This is a genomic window from Nitrospirillum amazonense (genome assembly GCF_007828045.1).
Taxonomy (GTDB): domain Bacteria; phylum Pseudomonadota; class Alphaproteobacteria; order Azospirillales; family Azospirillaceae; genus Nitrospirillum; species Nitrospirillum amazonense_C.
The window spans coordinates 211,431-230,615 of the sequence record NZ_VITN01000007.1 but is presented as its reverse complement, the minus strand read 5'-3'; the positions used below and the strand labels follow the sequence as shown (position 1 = coordinate 230,615).

6 protein-coding genes are annotated in these 19,185 nt (G+C 65.5%); 2 read left to right on the top strand and 4 right to left on the bottom strand.

What is annotated here, in order from left to right:
• Nucleotides 1-26 precede the first annotated feature (26 nt).
• From FBZ89_RS13945 to FBZ89_RS13930, 4 genes are all read right to left on the bottom strand, one after another.
• A complete protein-coding gene (locus FBZ89_RS13945; RefSeq protein WP_145750569.1) occupies nucleotides 27-2,909 on the bottom strand; it encodes a glycoside hydrolase family 127 protein in 2,883 nt (960 codons plus the stop codon).
• Nucleotides 2,910-3,182: 273 nt separating this feature from the next.
• Nucleotides 3,183-3,611 (bottom strand): pseudoazurin, encoded by a 429-nt coding sequence (locus tag FBZ89_RS13940; RefSeq protein ID WP_145750568.1) that lies wholly within the window; start codon nucleotides 3,609-3,611, stop codon nucleotides 3,183-3,185.
• A 117-nt stretch (nucleotides 3,612-3,728) separates the two neighbouring features.
• Nucleotides 3,729-4,598, bottom strand: a complete 870-nt coding sequence (locus tag FBZ89_RS13935; RefSeq protein ID WP_145750567.1) for a ParB/RepB/Spo0J family partition protein — start codon at nucleotides 4,596-4,598, stop codon at nucleotides 3,729-3,731.
• Between the two features lie 5 nt (nucleotides 4,599-4,603).
• Nucleotides 4,604-5,632, bottom strand: coding sequence for an AAA family ATPase (locus FBZ89_RS13930; RefSeq protein ID WP_186457353.1), 1,029 nt, complete (start codon nucleotides 5,630-5,632; stop codon nucleotides 4,604-4,606).
• A gap of 865 nt (nucleotides 5,633-6,497) precedes the next feature.
• Here FBZ89_RS13930 and FBZ89_RS13925 point away from each other — a divergent pair.
• Nucleotides 6,498-7,748: a replication initiation protein gene (locus tag FBZ89_RS13925; RefSeq protein WP_186457352.1), complete on the top strand. Its 1,251-nt coding sequence runs from the start codon at nucleotides 6,498-6,500 to the stop codon at nucleotides 7,746-7,748.
• Between the two features lie 1,961 nt (nucleotides 7,749-9,709).
• The gene (locus tag FBZ89_RS13920; RefSeq protein WP_145750565.1) at nucleotides 9,710-19,018 is read left to right on the top strand and encodes a hypothetical protein; all 9,309 of its coding nucleotides are present in this window, start codon (nucleotides 9,710-9,712) and stop codon (nucleotides 19,016-19,018) included.
• Nucleotides 19,019-19,185 lie beyond the last annotated feature (167 nt).

Here is a 19,185-nt window from a genome sequence, read left to right as displayed (position 1 = left end):
CTAGTGCGTCCCTGCGGTCTTGGGAATTAGGCCACGGCGATCCATACCTGCGAATGCCGGGCGCGGCCGCGGTCATGCCCCTCTGGTTCCCCCGTGGTATCGGCCGCCACTACCTGGCCTTGGGCGCCGATGGCGTAGTTGACACCGGAGTCGGTGCCGCCGATGCCGCCGGCCGCCGATGGCAGGCGGTTCATGCGGGCGTAGTTGGGGATGGCCAGCATGGGCGTGCCATCCTGCCAGTGGCCCTTCAGGGCGACCACGCCGCCCAGCAGGTCGGGCCGCCATTCGGCGGTCACCGGCGTGGCCGCCAGCGGCTGGTCGATGGACGGCTGGTCGGCCTTCTCCACGTTGTAGACCAGCGGGCCATAGCGCAAGGCGACCTTGCCCCGGGTCGCCTCCACCTTGTCGTCGCCCATTACGCGCTGCACGGCCAGGGGCAGGACGACGTCGATGCGGTCACCGGCCGCCCATTCCCGCTCCACCACCGCATAGCCCTTTTCCATGCGGTACGGCACGGCCTGGCCGTTCACCGTCAGGCTCTCCAGCCCGCGCACCGGCGGCGCGGCGGTGTAAAGGGCGCTGGTGGCGCGGTCGGGCACGCGGATGCGCACGGCGAAGGATGCCGCCTTGGCCGGGTTGACGGTCAGGGCGACCGCCCCTTCCCAGGGGTAGTTGGTCTTCTGCACCATCTCCACCGCCGTGCCGGCGACATCGCCCACGTTCACCCGGCTGCCGATGAAAAGGTTCACGTTCACCCCCGCCCTGTCCTTGGCATAGGCCCAGGTGGGCACCATCAACAGGGTGCGCGGGATGTTGCCGACGCAGCAGGGGCAGACGTGCCAGGCGGTGCGTTCGGTATCCACCAGCGGGTTGGTGTAGCAGAATGTCTGGCCGTCCAGCGCCGTGGAGCCCAACAGCGCGTTGTACATCGTTTCCTCATAGAGGTCGGCGTACTTGGCGTCGTGATAGGCGATGTTGAGCTTGTACTGGAAAAAGATCAGGCCGCAGCTGGAGCAGGATTCACAGTAGGCGTCGTTGCGCAGGGCGTAATTTTCGCCGAAACCCTCCGCTGTATCGCCGCTGCCCACGCCACCGGTGACGTAATACTTTTTGTTCACCATGTTGTCCCATAGGGACAGCACAGCGCTCTGGTAATCGATGTCGCGGGTTTCCGCCGCGATGTCCGCCATGCCGGAGTAGAAGTACATGGCGCGCACGGCATGGCCCACCGCCTCGTACTGCCGGCCGGGCGGCAGGTGGCTCTGGTCGTATTCCGATCCGCCGCGCCGGCTGTCCAGCAGGAAGCGCGCCAGCCGGATATAGGCGTCGCCGTGGCCCTGACCCTCCATGTCATTGACGAAGCGGCCGAAACGCACCAGCGCCTGCTCCATCTCCTGGTGCCCGTCGAACCAGTCCTTCTTGCCCGGGCCGATGTTGGCCACCCAGCAATCCGCCAGCTTCTTGGCCGCGTTGTACAGGCGCAGATCCTTGCCGCCCGTCAGGGTGTAGTGGTTGATGGCGGATTCGATGAAATACCCGGCGACATAGCCCTCATGGTTGCCCCGCTGCTCCGGTGACCAGCGCGCCGGCCATTTGGCGCGGTCAGCCAGGGTGTAGGCGGTTTGCAGATAGCCGTCCGGTTCCTGCGCCGCCAGGATGACGGGTATCCATTCCCCCAGCTTGCGGCGCATCAGGTCCTGCGCCGCGATGATCTCCCTGTCGCCCTGCGGGTCGACCATCAGGGCGATGCACATGGATTCCACCGTCTGGTGCACCCAGGCGTTGGAAAAGACATAGCCCTTGTGGGTCCCGTGCGGCTCCCCGCGCAAGACCTTGCCCGCCTCGATGAAATTATCCAGGCCCCCCTGCCCGATCTTCAGGTCCGTGCGCTCGCAATAGTCGATGCAGTGGGGGATCCAGCGGGTGATCAGGGCCTTGGCCCGGGATGACCACAGGGGGCTGTCGATGGCGTAGGGGGTGGTGTAGACGACATCCAGCCGCTCGTCCGGCGGCGGCGTTTCCGCCCGCACCTTCAGGGTGGACTGCGTGGTCTTGCCGTCAGCCTTGGCGCTGAGCTGCAGCACGTATTCGCCCGGGGCGGAGAAACGCGCGGTGGTGTCGACGCGCGTGGCGTCGGCGAAGCTGACGCCGCCCGGGCCGCTGACCTTGTGCCACAGGGCCGCGGCGGCGGGGGCGGCGTCCAGGGTGCGCACCCTGCCGTCAAGATAGGTCTGTCCACCCAGCACGACGGCGCGGTCCTGGCCGGCGGTGACCAAGGGCGGGAACACCGGCACGGCGCCATGGCTCCACACCCGCCACTGCAGCACGCCGACGGAGGCCTTGGCCACCGGATCGATGTCCAGGCGCAGCCGCGTGGTGGTGACGGGATCGAAGGTGGTGCGGTTATAGGCGTCGGGCGCCAGGCCCAGCCCCCGCGCGTTGCGCACCGGCACGAAGCGCTTGCCATCCCAGGCCGACACCCGCCAGCCGGCGGGCAAGGCCCCTTTCCAGCCGCCCAGCCACCAATAGATGTCAACCGCATTGGTGCGCACCGGCACGTCCCAGCTGTATTCGATCCAGGCGGGACCGGAGTGCGGCTCGGTCGCGAACGCGCCCTCCGCGTCATCCTTGGAATTGACGGGCGCCGTGTTGGCGTTGATGGCCGCCAGGCGCGTGCCGCTGGACCGGTTGGACCAGCTGGTGCGGGCCATGACCGCCAGGTTGACGGGCGCCGGGGCCGCCGCCAGGGCCGCACGGCCGCCGGCCAGCCCCACAGCCAAAGCGCCGCCGCCGGTAACGGTCAGGAAGCGGCGCCGGCCGACCACGTCTGGCGGCGTCACGTGTTCATCGATCGGGCCGGCCTGTGCCTCGGTCACGGAAACCGAGGTCTGTTCAAGTGTGCTGGTCATGTTGTTCTTCCCTCTGGCCGTCCGGACCTGTCCGCTGATCGTCAGCGGCGACCCCGTGCCTCCCTGCCATAGTATTATCATATGACTATTAGGGGGATGGGTCAACCCGGGCACCAGAGGGGACGGTCGCGCTTATCGGTGACGCAGGACCGCCAAGGCCACTTTCACCACGTGTCGTGGTGGTTCGCCTGACGCCCACAGCCTGTGCCGTGCACCGACGGAGAGAGGCAGGGGAGTCCCCCTCCCCCACCATTCTCCTGCATTACCAATACCTTACTTGGCAGCAGCCAACAGTTTCTCAAACGCGGCCTTGGCCTTGCCGGTTTGCGGCACCGCCTTGGCGGCGTCCAGGTTTGTGGGCGTGCCGACCACGACGACGCCAACCATGCCCATGCCATAGTGCGGCTTGCAGCGATAGCCGTAGACGCCCGGCTTGTCGAAGGTGACGGTGAGCGTCTCACTGGGCTTGCCGGTGAAGGCCTGGGCGCCATCCGGCAGCATGCCGGGGATGCTTTCCACGTTGTGACCGGCATCGACGGACTGGAAAGTTACCTTGTCACCAGGTGCGATCTTCACCAGGGCGGGTTCGAACACGAACATGCCGTCGGCACCCTTGTTCAACATCTTGACGACATGCTCAGCGCCGAAGGCCGGGCCCGCCAAGGTCATCAAGGCCACCAGCGCCAGGGGAAGGGAACGCATCTCTACTCTCCGTCATGAGATAAGGTGGAACCGGATCCATCACCCGGTCCGCCTCTTCCCTACGACGGCAGAGCATTCCCGTCTTTGCGCTGGCGCAATGATTCAGGATCGTGGTCTTTATCCCAGCAGCGCGTCGATGGCGGCGCGCAAGGCCCGCAACCGGTCGCGCTCCTTGTCCTTCAGCGCCGCTGGCCGCAGGGACCGCAGAGTGCTGACCAGGCGCTCCACCGACGCCAAGTTCACGCCTGGCGCAGTGATACCGGTGGACGGCTTGCCCTCCGTCACTTCCGGCGCCTGGTCCTGCGCCTTGGCGGCCCGGATGGTTCGAATGCTCAGCGTGCCGCTGCGCGCAGATTGAATCAGCCGCTCCCGCACCGCCGGCTCATCAACCCGGGACAATTCCACCAGTACGTTGCGCGACAAGCCCAGTTCTGACGTCAGAACATCTTCGAGAACGTCGTCGGGCAGGCTGAGGATGCGCAGGGTGGCGCTGATCTCACCCTTGGTCTTGCCCAGTGCCTCCGCCGCCTGGTTCTGGGTCCAGCCCTTGCCATCGATCAGGCGCTTCAGGCCGCGCGCCTCTTCCACCGGCGTCAGGTCCACACGCTGCAGGTTCTCAATCAGCGCCAGCACTTCCGGGTCGCCGGTATGTTCGATGGCCAGAATGACGCCCCAGCCCAGCCGCTGCGCCGCCCGCCAGCGACGCTCACCCGCCACCACGATCCAACGGCCGCGGTCACCGGGGTCGCGGCGCACCAGGATGGGTTGTAACTGACCCTGCTCCGCCATGCTGGCGGCCAGGCCATCCAGCTCCTCTTCCGAAAACAGCTTGCGCGGCTGCTCCGGATCCGGCGCGATGTGGTCGACTTGCAGCTCGATGCTGTGATGGAAGCGGCTGTCCCGCGACATCACCAACTCGCCCGAAGCCTCACCGATCATGGCGGACGCGGCACCCAGGATGGGGGAGGGTCGTTTCTTCACCGTCATGGCGCTCACGCCTCGCTCTCAACAGGAAACAGGTCGATGTCGGCACGGGCCAAGGGCCGGCCGGTGATGATGCAGTCCGCCAACTTACGATAAACCGCCGTGGCGGACGAGGTGGGCGATGCCTCCAGCGCGATGCGGCCGTTGCGCGCGGCGTGCCCAAACACGGCGCTGTCGGGCACAGCCTCCAGCACTGGCACCTTTTCGCCCAGTGCCGTCACCAGATGGGCCAGCACCTCGCGATCCACCGATTTGCGGCGGCCGAACTGTGTGGGCAGGATGCCGGACAGGCGCAGGCCCGGATTCAGGCGGCGCTGCACCTTATGGATGGTGTTCAGGATCAGGCCCACGCCCATGGTGTCATAGGGCTCGGTCCGCACGGGAATCAGCACCTCCTGTGCTGCGGCCAGGGCCATCCATGTCAACATGCCCAGGTTGGGTGGGGCGTCGATGACGATGAAGTCATAGCCGGCGCGCACCGTGTCCACCGCCTCGCGCAAGGCGGCGTCAAAGCCTGGTTCCCGCCGACCGTCGGTTTCCGACAGCTCAATATGGCTGGCCGCCAAATCGAAGGGCAGGGGGACCGCGGTTTCCACCATGCCCGGCTTCAGGATGGCGTCGGCCATGGCCCGGTTCTGCAGGATGACGTGGGCCATGGTGCGGCCCTGGCGATAAACCTCCACCGCCGCGTCCGCCAGCAGGGCCACGGTCGCGGTCGCCTGCGGATCCATGTCGATCAACAGCACCCGGCTGCCCGATTGGCCCAAGGCGTAGGCCAGGTTCAGGGCGCTGGTGGTCTTGCCCACGCCGCCCTTCTGGTTGGCCAGCACGAAAACACGGGCGTTGCGCGGCTTGTGCGAAGCGATCTGTTCCAACTCGGCCGCAACGTCGTCCGGAATGGGTTCCTTGCCGTTTTCCCAGCGGCTGATCTTGGGCTTGTCGTACGAGCGGGACAGGCGCTGGTTCAGCATGTCCTTCAAATCGCCTTGGCTTTGCCGCAGCATCTGGCGCAGCTCACGCATCCGATCGCCGTTCATCGCCCATCCTTCATTTCTCAGGCCCGGTTCTGACGTCAGAACCTGCCAGGGGGACCATCAAGTGTCAACGACAACGTTGATGGTTGATGGTTGATCCTCCTTCCAAATCCCACACTTGGGATGGACCTCGTCAGACTCTTTCCTAGATTCCAGTTGTTCCTGTTCAGAGGGAAAAACGCGTTTCTTTGTAATGGTTTAAATGTCCTTTCCATGTGCTTTGTCCCGAGTCTGGATGCGCTTTGTCGCCGCTTCCAATGCGTTTTTTCCGCCGTCTATGTGTGAGCTGTCGCCAGTGGCCTGTTTTCTGTGCGTTTTCTCGCCAGGGGTGCCGTCCGAGGTACGCGAGACAGGGCAGGGCGCGCGCCGACCCTTTCCTGTGCGTTTTCTCGCCAGGGTGCCCGAGTCGTTTCCATGCGTTTTCTCGCCATATCGGCAGGGAGTCGCATGTCTCTGAAATAACCCAATAAAAACAAAGTGTTGACGCGCATCACCCGGCGACGCGGCGCCTTTCCTCATGCGTTTTCTCGCCAGCCCTTTTCCACCCTTTCTATGTGTTTTCTCACCATGGGTCGAAAGGAGCGGAGTCGCCGGTCCGCTGAACCGGATTCACCGGGCCCGGGCGCCATTCTTATGCGTTTTCTCGCCAGTCGGGCGGCAGCCGCCGGGGTCATTGTGTGCTTTGTCGTCAGTTTGCCGGCGCCCGTCGCCGCCTTTCTATGTGTTCTATCGCCATCCGCCCGGGGGGTTGTTGACTCTGTGTGGTGCCCCTGCTCGACTGCACAACATGAGCAGGACCGTAGCAAAACCGCCGGCAAGGCGCCCGGAGGCGACAGGGGATCCCTTTCGCCTGGACACGGATCCCACCGTGCCCAAGCCGCGTGGCACCATCGAGATCATAGAGACCGGTGGCGGTCTGACCCTGTCCGACAAGAAGCTGTTCAATGTCATCCTGGCGCACAGCTGGGACAAACTGGCTGACGCCACCGCGGCTCTGCCGCCCTTCCGTGCCGCCACGGCTGACCTCAAGCGCGCCATCGGTGAGGAAACGGAGCATAGCAACGCCCGCCTGAAAAGCTGCTTCGACCGGCTGATGTCGGTACGGGTGGAGTTCCCCTACCTCAGCTCCGACGGTGAGGTGAAGGAAGGCGGCGCGCCGCTGCTGAGCTTCCGCGCCTTGCCCAAGGGCAAGGGTTACGCTGAATGGTCCTTCCCGGCGGAACTGCGCCCCGCCCTGGCCGAGCCATCGGCCTGGGCGCGCATCCACCTGGCGGTGTGCACCAGCTTCAGCTCCAAATACGCGCTGGCGCTGTATGAGCTGCTGAGCGTGCGGGTCAACTTGCGCGAACCGGATTGGGAGGTGGATATCGACACCTTCCGCCAACTGCTGAGCGTCAAGAACACCTCGGCCAACAAGAACTTCGGCATCCTTCAGCGCGAGGTGCTGGAACGTGCCGTGCGCGAGGTGAATGAGTTGTCGGCCATCGAGTGCAGCTACACCCCCATCCGGTCGCCGTCGCGCGGCCGGCCGGTGGTGGCCTTGCGCTTTACCATCCGCAAGAAGGAGCGGGCGGCTCTGACCTCTGCCGCCCGCGCCACGGAATTCGCCATCGATCCCGTGGGCCCGGTGGGCAAGGGCGGCTTTGCCGCCGGCGCCCGTGATGCCGACACCGTGGATTTGGAGGATGGCAAGACCGATCGCGACCGTCCCGTATCCGTACTGGGGTTGAAGCGGCGGGTCAGCGACACGGCGCTGGAACAGTTGCGCGCCGAATATCCCGGCACCGATATCGACACGGCGCTGGACCGCTGGGCGGATTGGGCGTCGGGCCAGACCGGCAAAATCCGCAACGCCGACTTGGCCTTCGCCGGCTTCGTGCGCAAGCTGGCGGGCGAGGCTCCGCCGGTCGCCGCCCCGGCACCGGCCTTGCCGGCGCCGCGCGGTACCCACCAGGGGCTGATTGATCGCCTGGCGGCGGAACCGCTGGACGTGCGCACCCGTTTGTACAAGCGGGCCCGCGAATTGGGCGCGCCGGAGGTGCGGGCGGCATCGGCCGCCAGCAATATCCACAAATGGGTGGATTGGGTGACCGAGGAAGTGGCGGGCGTCCTGCGCTGATCCAAATGGGGCCGGTTCTGATTCTGACGTCGGAACTGGCTGGCTTTGGTTTCGCCGATAATAAAGTGCTGGAAGAACTGGCCTGCCCCTCGATGGAACGCAAGCTAAGTTGGCTATCGCTTGCGCCAGCCGGGAGTAGGGGGCTATTCCACAAGCGCCAGCACATCCCGGGTGGTCTCAACGTGAAGATCACCATGGTCTTCCCCGAATCGTTCCAGGGAGGAGCGCAGCGGCGCGCGGCCCTTGTTCTGAGGGCCCTCGATACCGGCCCTCCCGGCTGGTGGCCTGGATATGCCGGTTGGGGGCGCCGCTGGTGTTGGCGGCGGGCAGCTTCGCGATCGTCTCCACCAGAAGATGCTCACAGGTCCAGATGGTCATAGGTATCGAGGATGAGAATGCGCTTGTCCTCTATGAACTGCACTTATGAACTGCACTGGGCTGGGCGTCGGATCGTCCGATTGGTCCGCCTGGTCCAGCAGCGGGGTGGCCGCGGTTGCCGCCGACCGGCGGACAGTGATCATGCCGGAATCAGCACACGGCGCCGAACCGGAGAATGCTGCGGCCAGGGGATGGGCGACGGCCACGGCGACGGTGGTCTTACCCGTTCCGCCGAGACCGATGATGGTAACGAGTCGCTCATCCGCCAATTGGGCCGGCAGCGCCATCACCTCCTTATCCCGCCCGGTTATCGGATTCAGGAGCCCGGCCGTGGGGAGTTCTGATGTCAGAACTCCCCACGGTTTCCGCGGCTTAATGGGCGGGCGGCAGATAGATGCCCCGCATGGCGATCATCCACATGCAGCCCGTGGGCGCCCTTTTCCGCAGGTCTGGCAGGGCGAGGGTTGTGTGGCTGTCGCCGCCGAACTATGGGCCCGGCAAGGGGAAGAGCGCCTGATAGTTACGGACGGGCCGCTGCGTGCCGTGGCATGGGTGGGAACCCTCCGGTACGTAGTGTCCGGCCACAACATGATACTGGCGAGAGGGGCCGCCCATGAAGGTTCTCCGCATTATCCGCCGAGTCGGCCGCGGACAGCTGTGTCAGGGGCCGGAAATGCCGCCACATGCCGTGCCCCAGCGGGGCAGCTGTGATCAATCCATCGCACGCTGCCCATCGCACACTGCGGAGCCCCGGCTTGGTCTCCGCGTCGCTATAGCCAAGGGAATTGATGGTATCGTCTCGCCGCCGCTGAATGGAATAGGCCGGGCACAACGACGCGTGCGCCTTCCCCTATGATAAGCGTGCGGCGGAATCGGCTCTGGCGCTGGAATAGTCTCGCCTAGAACGGGACAATTTTACGGACAATTTCTTGAATCTGGGAGGCCCAGGGCGCCCAGCTACAGCAGTAGCGCGAGGTGGCGACCCGGCGCACTGCGATTCCACGGATCCAACGGGCGGGTATGGACGCATCATTACCAGGATGGGGACAGCGTTATCATGTCTCCGCCGCCTCTAAACAGAGTCGTTGGTTGCCGGGACCAACCTATTCGAAGGAATATGAAGGAACAAAGGCAGCCCATATATTGGGCAGAGACCGGTTCTGTTTGCCTCATACTGGTGGGCCCATCCGTTTGGTAATGTCTCGTTAACGCTTTGGGGTATGAAGATTCATGGGCTTCATTAGCCTTATGGGCAAAATACGCCTTGAAGTTGCCCTCGCATCTTATTATCGTGGCCGCCAGGCTATCCGTGTGCCAGAGGTCCCTTTCGACTTTAGGGGTAACGGGGTTGCCAGGCGGCATATGTCCAGAAGGGACGCCGTCGGGATGCGTGGGGTCCCGTTGCCGTTTCCATAAGGGAAGCGTTAACCGGAGTGTGATTTTCATATCAACCGCATGGCTGTGGTTGCGCCCAAAAAATGGGTGTTTTTAGCGCCGTCCATGAGGCATCTCAAACGAGGTGCGATCGGAGGTTGTAAATGGTCTCGCCTATTACTTTCCTGGGCCCGTCTCAGATTGCCGCCTTGTCCACGGCGAACATTCAGGCCCTCAGCACGGCTGATGTTGCCGCGCTGTCGACAGCCCAGATCCAGGCGCTAACGACGACCCAGGTGGCGGCCTTCCAGGCCAGCCAGATGGTCTTCAGCGTTTCGCAGCTTCAGGCATTCAGCGACGCGGACATCAGTGTCCTGTCCACGGATGATTTTGAGGCGCTGAAGTCCAATCAGGTCCAGGCGCTGACCTCCGACCAGATACAGGCGTTGACCACCGACCAGCTCAGTGCGCTCACCACCTCGTCCATCCAGGAATTCAGCAAGACCCAAGTCGGGTTCTTGACGACGGCGCAGCTCAGCGCCTTCAACACCGCCGATGCGCGCGCCTTGACGACGACGCAGCTCTCCGGGTTGACCTCTGCCCAGATTTCCGGCCTCAGCAGCGATAACCTGTCGGCGCTCAACAGCGCCCAGGTGCAGTCGCTGTCCACCGTGCAGTTGCAGGGCCTGACCACCAGCCAGCTGAACGCCCTCAGCACCTCCGACATCAACGAGTTCAGCGCCACCCAGATAGGCGGACTCAGCGCAGGCCAGATCGGTGGCCTCAGCAGCGACAACCTGAACGCGCTCAGCAGCGCGCAGGTGGCAAAGCTGTCCAGCACCCAGGTTCAGGCGCTGACCACCGATCAGCTCAACAGCCTGACCACCGCCGACGTGCGTGAGCTGAATTCCGCCCAGATCGGCCAGCTGACCACCGCGCAGCTGTCCGCCATCGGCACTGCCAATGTGTCCGCGCTGACCACCTCCCAGGTGGCCGGCCTGACGACGACTCAGATTCAATCGCTGACCACCGATCAGCTGAACGCGCTGACCACCGCGGACGTGCAGGCGCTCAGCCTGAACCAGGTGGGCGCGCTGACGACCAGCCAGATTTCCGGCCTCAGCAGCGACAACCTGAATGCGCTCAACAGCGCGCAGGTGGCCAAGCTGTCCAGCAGCCAGATTCAATCGCTGACCACCGATCAGCTCAACAGCCTGACCACGGCCGACGTGCGTGAGTTCAGCAGCGCCCAGGTGGGCCAGCTGACGACGGCGCAGACGTCGGCCCTGGGCACCACCAACCTGCAGGCCTTGAGCTCCACCCAGGTTGCGGGCCTCAGCACCGCCCAGGTCAGCACCCTGACCACCGACCAGGCCGCAGCGCTGACCACCAGCCAGGTGACCAGCCTGACCGCGTCCCAGGTGAAGGCGCTGACCACCGACCAGTTGGGTGCGCTTGCCACGGCGACGGTGCAGAAGCTGACGACGGCTCAGGTTCAGGCCCTGACCACCTCCCAGATCTCCGGTCTGACCACGGACAATCTGTCGGCCCTGAGTTCCGGCCAGGTGGCCTCGCTGTCGAGCGCCCAGGTCCAGTCGCTGACCAGCAGCCAGCTGAACGGTCTGTCCTCGTCCGACATTCGTGAATTCACGACCGCCCAGGTCAGCCAGCTGACCACGGCGCAGGTCTCCGCCCTCAGCACCACTGTCGTTTCGGCCCTCAGCACCGGCCAGGCGGCCGGTCTGACCACGACCCAGGTTCAGTCGCTGAATAGCGACCAGCTGAATTCTCTGAACACGGCCGACGTGCAGGCGCTGACCGCCAACCAGGTGGGCGCGCTGACGACGGCGCAGGTGTCGACCCTCAGCAGCACCAACCTGAACGCGCTGAGCAGCGGCCAGGTGGCCAAGCTGTCCAGCAGCCAGATCCAGGCCCTGACCACGGATCAGCTGAATGCTCTGACGACTTCGGATGTCCGGGAACTGTCCAGCGCCCAGATTGGCCAGCTGACCACAACCCAGCTGTCCGAATTGGGCACCGACCAACTGAACGCCCTTACCTCCAGCCAGGTGGCGGGCCTGACGACGGCCCAGGTCCAGTCGCTGACGACCACCCAGGTGTCGGCGTTGGGCACGGCCCAGGTCAGCAGCCTGACGACGGCTCAGGTGAAGGCGCTGTCCACCGATCAGCTGGGCGCCTTGTCCACGGCGACGGTGCAGAAGCTGACGACGGCCCAGGTCCAGGCCCTGACGACCACGCAGGTCTCCGGCCTCACCAGCGACAATCTGAACGCGCTGACCAGCAGCCAGGTGTCCAGCCTGAACAGCGCCCAGGTCCAGTCGCTGACCAGCAACCAGCTGAACAGCCTGACGACCTCGGACGTGCAGGAACTGACCACGGCGCAGATCGGCCAGCTGACGACGGCGCAGGTGTCGAACCTCAGCAGCGATAATCTGAACGCGCTGTCCAGCGCCCAGGTGTCGAAGCTGACCAGCGCCCAGGTCCAGTCGCTGACCAGCAGCCAGTTGAACAGCCTGACCTCGGCTGACGTCCAGCAACTGACCACGGCGCAGATCGGCCAGCTGACGACGGCCCAGGTGTCGAACCTGAGCACGGACGTGGTGTCCTCGCTGACGACGGCGCAGGTGGCCAGCCTGACGACCACGGATGTGCAGCAGCTGTCGACCGATCAACTGGCGGCTCTCAGCACGGCGGACGCCCGGGCCCTGACGACGGCGCAGATCGGCGCGCTGACCACCAGCCAGGTATCCGGCCTCAGCAGCACCAACCTGAACGCGCTGAGCAGCGCCCAGGTGGCCAAGCTGTCCAGCAGCCAGATCCAGTCCCTGACCACGGATCAGCTGAACAACCTGACCACGGCCGACATAGGTGAACTCAGCAGCGCCCAGATCGGGCAGCTGACGACGGCGCAGCTGTCGGCGCTGGGCACCACGAACCTGCAGGCCCTTAGCTCCAGCCAAGTGGCTGGCCTGACGACCGCGCAGGTCCAGTCGCTGACGACCGACCAGGCCGCGGCCCTGACGACCGCGCAGGTGGCCAGCCTGACCACCAGCCAGGTGAAGGCCCTGTCCACCGATCAACTGGGGGCGCTCGCCACGGCGACGGTGCAGAAGCTGACGACCGCGCAGGTCCAGGCGCTGACGACGGCCCAGATTTCCGGCCTCAGCACTGACAACTTGAGCGCCCTGAATTCCACTCAGGTGGCCGCGCTGTCCAGTGCCCAGGTTCAGTCGCTGACCACCGCGCAACTGAACAGCCTGTCGACCTCCGACATCCGGGAGTTCACGACGGCGCAGGTCAGCCAGCTGACGACGGCGCAGGTGTCGAACCTCAGCAGCGATAACCTGAACGCGCTGACCAGCGCCCAGGTGTCGAAGCTGACCAGCACCCAGGTCCAGTCGTTGACCAGCACGCAGCTGAACAGCCTGACCTCGGCCGACGTTCAGGAACTGACGACGGCCCAGATCGGCCAGCTGACGACGGCGCAGGTGTCGAACCTGAGCACGGACGTGGTGTCCTCGCTGACGACGGCGCAGGTGTCCAGCCTGACGACCACGGACGTGCAGCAGCTGTCCACCGACCAGCTGGCGGCCCTCAGCACGGCGGACGCCCGGGCCCTGACGACGGCGCAGATTGGCGCGCTGACCACCAGCCAGGTGTCCGGCCTCAGCAGCACCAACCTGAACGCGCTGAGCAGCGCCCAGGTGGCCAAGCTGTCCAGCAGCCAGATCCAGTCCCTGACCACGGATCAGCTGAACAACCTGACCACGGCCGACGTGGGTGAACTCAGCAGCGCCCAGATCGGGCAGCTGACGACGGCGCAGCTGTCGGCGCTGGGCACCACGAACCTGCAGGCCCTCAGCTCCAGCCAAGTGGCTGGCCTGACGACCGCGCAGGTCCAGTCGCTGACGACCGACCAGGCCGCGGCCCTGACGACCGCGCAGGTGGCCAGCCTGACCACCAGCCAGGTGAAGGCCCTGTCCACCGATCAGCTGGGGGCGCTCGCCACGGCGACGGTGCAAAAGCTGACGACCGCGCAGGTCCAGGCGCTGACGACGGCCCAGATTTCCGGCCTCAGCACTGACAACTTGAGCGCCCTGAATTCCACTCAGGTGGCCGCGCTGTCCAGTGCCCAGGTTCAGTCGCTGACCACCGCGCAACTGAACAGCCTGTCGACCTCCGACATCCGGGAGTTCACGACGGCGCAGGTCAGCCAGCTGACGACGGCGCAGGTGTCGAACCTCAGCAGCGATAACCTGAACGCGCTGACCAGCGCCCAGGTGTCGAAGCTGACCAGCACCCAGGTCCAGTCGCTGACCAGCACGCAGCTGAACAGCCTGACCTCGGCTGATGTGCAGGAACTGACGACGGCCCAGATCGGCCAGCTGACGACGGCCCAGGTGTCGAACCTGAGCACGGACGTGGTTTCCTCGCTGACGACGGCGCAGGTGTCCAGCCTGACGACCACGGACGTGCAGCAGCTGTCCACCGACCAGCTGGCGGCCCTCAGCACGGCGGACGCCCGGGCCCTGACGACGGCGCAGATCGGCGCGCTGACCACCAGCCAGGTGTCCGGCCTGACGACCAGCAACCTGAACGCACTCAGCAGCGCCCAGGTGGCCAAGCTGTCCAGCAGCCAGATCCAGGCCCTGACCACGGATCAGCTGAACGGCCTGACGACCTCGGATGTCCGCGAGCTGTCCAGCAGCCAGATCGGCCAGTTGACGACGGCGCAGCTCTCGACGCTGGGCACCGATCAGTTGAACGCCCTCAGCTCCAGCCAGGTTGCGGGTCTGACGACGGCGCAGGTTCAGTCGCTGACCACCACTCAGGTGTCGGCGCTAGGCACGGCGCAGGTTCAGTCGCTGACCACCAGCCAGGTGAAGGCGCTGTCCACCGACCAGTTGGGCGCCTTGTCCACGGCCACGGTGCAGAAGCTGACGACGGCCCAGGTCCAGGCTCTTACGACCACGCAGGTCTCCGGCCTGACCAGCGACAACCTGAACGCGCTGACCAGCACCCAGGTGTCCAGCCTGAGCAGCGCCCAGGTTCAGTCGCTGACCAGCACCCAGCTGAACAGCCTGACGACCTCGGACGTGCAGGAACTGACGACGGCGCAGATCAGCCAGCTGACGACGGCGCAGATCTCCAACCTCAGCAGCGATAACCTGAACGCGCTGTCCAGCGCCCAGGTGTCCAAGCTGACCAGCGCCCAGGTTCAGTCGCTGACCAGCAGCCAGTTGAACAGCTTGACCTCGGCTGATGTGCAGGAACTGACGACGGCCCAGATCGGCCAGCTGACCACGGCGCAGGTGTCGAACCTGAGCACGGACGTGGTTTCCTCGCTGACGACGGCGCAGGTGGCCAGCCTGTCGACCACGGATGTGCAGCAGCTGTCGACCGACCAGCTGGCCTCGCTCAGCACGGCGGATGCCCGGGCCCTGACGACGGCGCAGATTGGCGCGCTGACCACCAGTCAGGTGTCCGGCCTGACGACCAACAACCTGAACGCACTCAGCAGCGCTCAGGTGGCCAAGCTGTCCAGCAGCCAGATCCAGGCCCTGACCACGGATCAGCTGAACGGCCTGACGACCTCGGACGTCCGGGAACTGTCGAGCACCCAGGTTGGGCAGCTGACGACGGCCCAGCTGTCGACGCTGGGTACCACGAACCTGCAGGCCCTCAGCTCCAGCCAAGTGGCTGGCCTGACGACCGCGCAGGTCCAGTCGCTGACGACCGACCAGGCCGCGGCCCTGACGACCGCGCAGGTGACCAGCCTGTCGTCCAGCCAGGTGAAGGCCCTGACGACGGATCAGCTGAACGCCCTGTCCACCGACACGGTGCAGAAGCTGACGACCCAGCAGGTTAGCCAGCTGACGACGGCCCAGATTTCCGGCCTCAACAGCACCAATCTGAGCGCCCTGAGCAGCGCCCAGGTGTCCAGCCTGACCAGTGCGCTGGTCCAGGCCCTGACCAGTACCCAGCTGAACAGCCTGACGACCGCCGACATCCGGGAGTTCACGACGGCCCAGATTGGCCAGCTGACGACGGCGCAGGTCTCCAACCTCAGCAGCGATAACCTGAACGCGCTGTCCAGCGCCCAGGTGTCTAAGCTGACCAGCGCCCAGGTCCAGTCGCTGACCAGCACGCAGCTGAACAGCCTGACCTCGGCCGATGTGCAGGAACTGACGACGGCCCAGATCGGCCAGCTGACGACGGCCCAGGTGTCGAACCTGAGCACGGACGTGGTTTCCTCGCTGACGACGGCGCAGGTGGCCAGCCTGTCGACCACGGACGTGCAGCAGCTGTCGACCGATCAACTGGCGGCCCTCAGCACGGCGGACGCTCAGGCGTTGACGACGGCACAGATCGGCGCGCTGACCACCAGCCAGGTGTCCGGCCTGACGACCAGCAACCTGAACGCGCTGTCGAGTGCCCAGGTGGCCAAGTTGTCCAGCAGCCAGATCCAGGCCCTGACCACGGATCAGCTGAATGGCCTGACGACATCGGATGTCCGCGAGCTGTCCAGCGCCCAGATCGGCCAGTTGACGACGGCACAGCTCTCGACGCTGGGCACCGATCAGCTGAACGCCCTCAGCTCCAGCCAGGTGGCAGGCCTGACGACGACCCAGGTCCAGTCGCTGACCACCGACCAAGTGGCGGCGCTGGGGACGGCCCAGGTCAGCAGCCTGACGACCGCCCAGGTGAAGGCGCTGTCCACTGACCAGTTGGGCGCCCTGTCCACGGCCACGGTGCAGAAGCTGACGACGGCCCAGGTCCAGGCCTTGACGACCACGCAGGTCTCCGGCTTGACCAGCGACAACCTGAACGCGCTGACCAGCACCCAGGTGTCCAGCCTGAACAGTGCCCAGGTCCAGTCACTGACCAGCACCCAGCTGAACAGCCTGACGACCTCGGATGTCCGGGAACTGACGACGGCGCAGATCGGCCAGCTGACGACGGCCCAGGTGTCGAACCTCAGCAGCGATAACCTGAACGCGCTATCCAGCGCCCAGGTGTCGAAGCTGACCAGCGCCCAGGTCCAGTCGCTGACCAGCACCCAGCTGAACAGCCTGACCTCGGCCGATGTGCAGGAACTGACGACAGCCCAGATCGGCCAGCTGACCAGCGCCCAGGCGTCGAACCTGAGCACGGACGTGGTGTCCGCGCTGACGACGGCGCAGGTGGCCAGCCTGACGACGACGGACGTGCAGCAGCTATCCACCGATCAGCTGGCGGCTCTCAGCACGGCGGACGCCCAGGCGTTGACGACGGCGCAGATCGGCGCGCTGACCACCAACCAGGTGTCCGGCCTGACGACCAGCAATCTGAGCGCCCTGAGCAGCGCCCAGGTGGCCAAGCTGTCCAGCAGCCAGATCCAGGCCCTGACCACGGATCAGCTGAACGGCCTGACGACCTCGGATATCCGGGAACTGTCCAGCACCCAGATTGGCCAACTGACGACGGCCCAGCTGTCGGCCCTCAGCACCACTAACGTGGCGGCGCTGACGACCGCGCAGGAAGCCGGTCTGACGACAGCCCAGGTGCAGTCGCTGACCACCGACCAGGTGGCGGCGCTGGGCACGGCTCAGATCAGCGGGTTGTCGGCCAACCAGGTGAAGGCCCTGACGACGGACCAGCTGAACGCCCTGACCACCGACACGGTGCAGAAGCTGACGACCCAGCAGGTTAGCCAGCTGACGACGGCCCAGATTTCCGGCCTCAACAGCACCAACCTGAGCGCCCTGAACAGCGCCCAGGTGTCCAGCCTGACCAGCGCACTGGTCCAGGCCCTGACCAGCACCCAGCTGAACAGCCTGACGACCGCCGACATCCGGGAGTTCACGACGGCCCAGATTGGCCAGCTGACCACGGCGCAGGTGTCGAACCTCAGCAGCGATAACCTGAACGCGCTGAGCAGCGCCCAGGTGTCCAAGCTGAGCAGCGCCCAGGTCCAGTCGCTGACCACCGATCAGCTGAACGCCCTGACCACGGCGGACGTCCAGGAACTGACGACGGCCCAGATCGGCCAGCTAACCACGGCGCAGGTGTCGAACCTGAGCACCACCAACGTGGGGGCCCTGACGACGGCCCAGGTCGCCAGTCTGACGACGGCGGATGTGCAGCAGCTGTCGACCGACCAACTGGCCTCGCTCAGCACGGCGGATGCCCAGGCGTTGACGACGGCGCAGATCGGCGCGCTGACCACCAGCCAATTGTCCGGCTTGACGAGCAGCAACCTGAACGCACTCAGCAGCGCCCAGGTGACCAAGCTGTCCAGCAGCCAGATCCAGGCCCTGACCACCGATCAGCTGAACAACCTGACCACGGCGGACTTGCGTGAGCTCAGCAGCACTCAGATCGGCCAACTGACGACGGCCCAGCTGTCGGCCCTCAGCACGGCCAACGTGGCGGCGCTGTCGACGACCCAGGAAGCCGGTCTGACGACGGCCCAGGTGGGCGCACTGACCACCGACCAGGTGGCGGCGCTGGGAACGGCGCAGATCACCGGCCTGTCGACGGCCCAGGTGAAGGCGCTGAACTCCGACCAGCTGAACGCCCTGTCCACCGCGACGGTGACGAAGCTGAGCAGCACCCAGGTCCAGGCGCTGTCGTCGGCCCAGCTCTCCGGCCTCAGCAGTGACAACCTGTCGGCCCTGACCAGCAACCAAGTCCAGTCGCTGACCAGCGCCCAGGTCCAGTCTCTGACCAGCACCCAGCTGAACGCGCTGTCCACCACCGATGTCCGGGAGTTCACGACCGCCCAGATCAGCCAGTTGACGACGGCGCAGGTGTCGACGCTCAGCACCAGCACGGTGACGGCGCTCAGCACCTCCCAGGTGGCCAGCCTGACCAGCGCCCTGGTTCAGGCCCTGACCTCCGACCAGCTGAACAGCCTTAGCACGGCGGATGTGCGGGCGCTGACCACGGCCCAGGTTTCGGCCCTGACCACATCGCAGGTGTCGACGCTCAGCACGGATAACCTGAACGCCCTCAGCAGCGCCCAGGTGACCAGGCTGACGACGACCCAGGTCCAGGCCCTGACCACGGATCAGCTGTCGGCCCTGGGCACCAGCCAGGTGGTTGGCCTGAACAGCGCGCAGGTGAAGGCGCTATCGACCGATCAGCTGGGGGCCTTGAGCACCACGGATGTCCAGGCGCTGAACACCGCGCAGGTCCAGTCGCTGACGACGACCCAGGTGGCCGGCCTGACGACCAGCAACCTGTCGGCCTTGAGCAGCGCCCAAGTCGCGGCCCTCAGCAGCGCCCAAGTCCGGTCGCTGACGACGGACCAGATCAGTGCGTTGACCACGGCGGATATCCGGGAGTTCACGACCACCCAGGTGGTGAGCCTGACGACGGATCAAATCCCCGGTTTGACCACCGACCAGCTGTCGAACCTGACGACGGCCCAGGCCAGCGTGTTCACCTCGGCCCAGGTCCATGCGTTCAACACCGATCAGGTCAACGCCTGGCTGACGGGTCTGTCCGGGTAAGGATAAGAGTGGCGTGATGGTTCGGGCCGGGGCTGCGGGGCAGCATCTCCGGCCCGTTCAGGGGCGGGTGCCAGAGGATTGAGGGGGTGCTATCCTCTCAATCCTCGGCGCTTTTCAGGGCCCCGGATTCGTGGTTAAGGCATGGGGCCCGACGGTTGGGCTCCCAT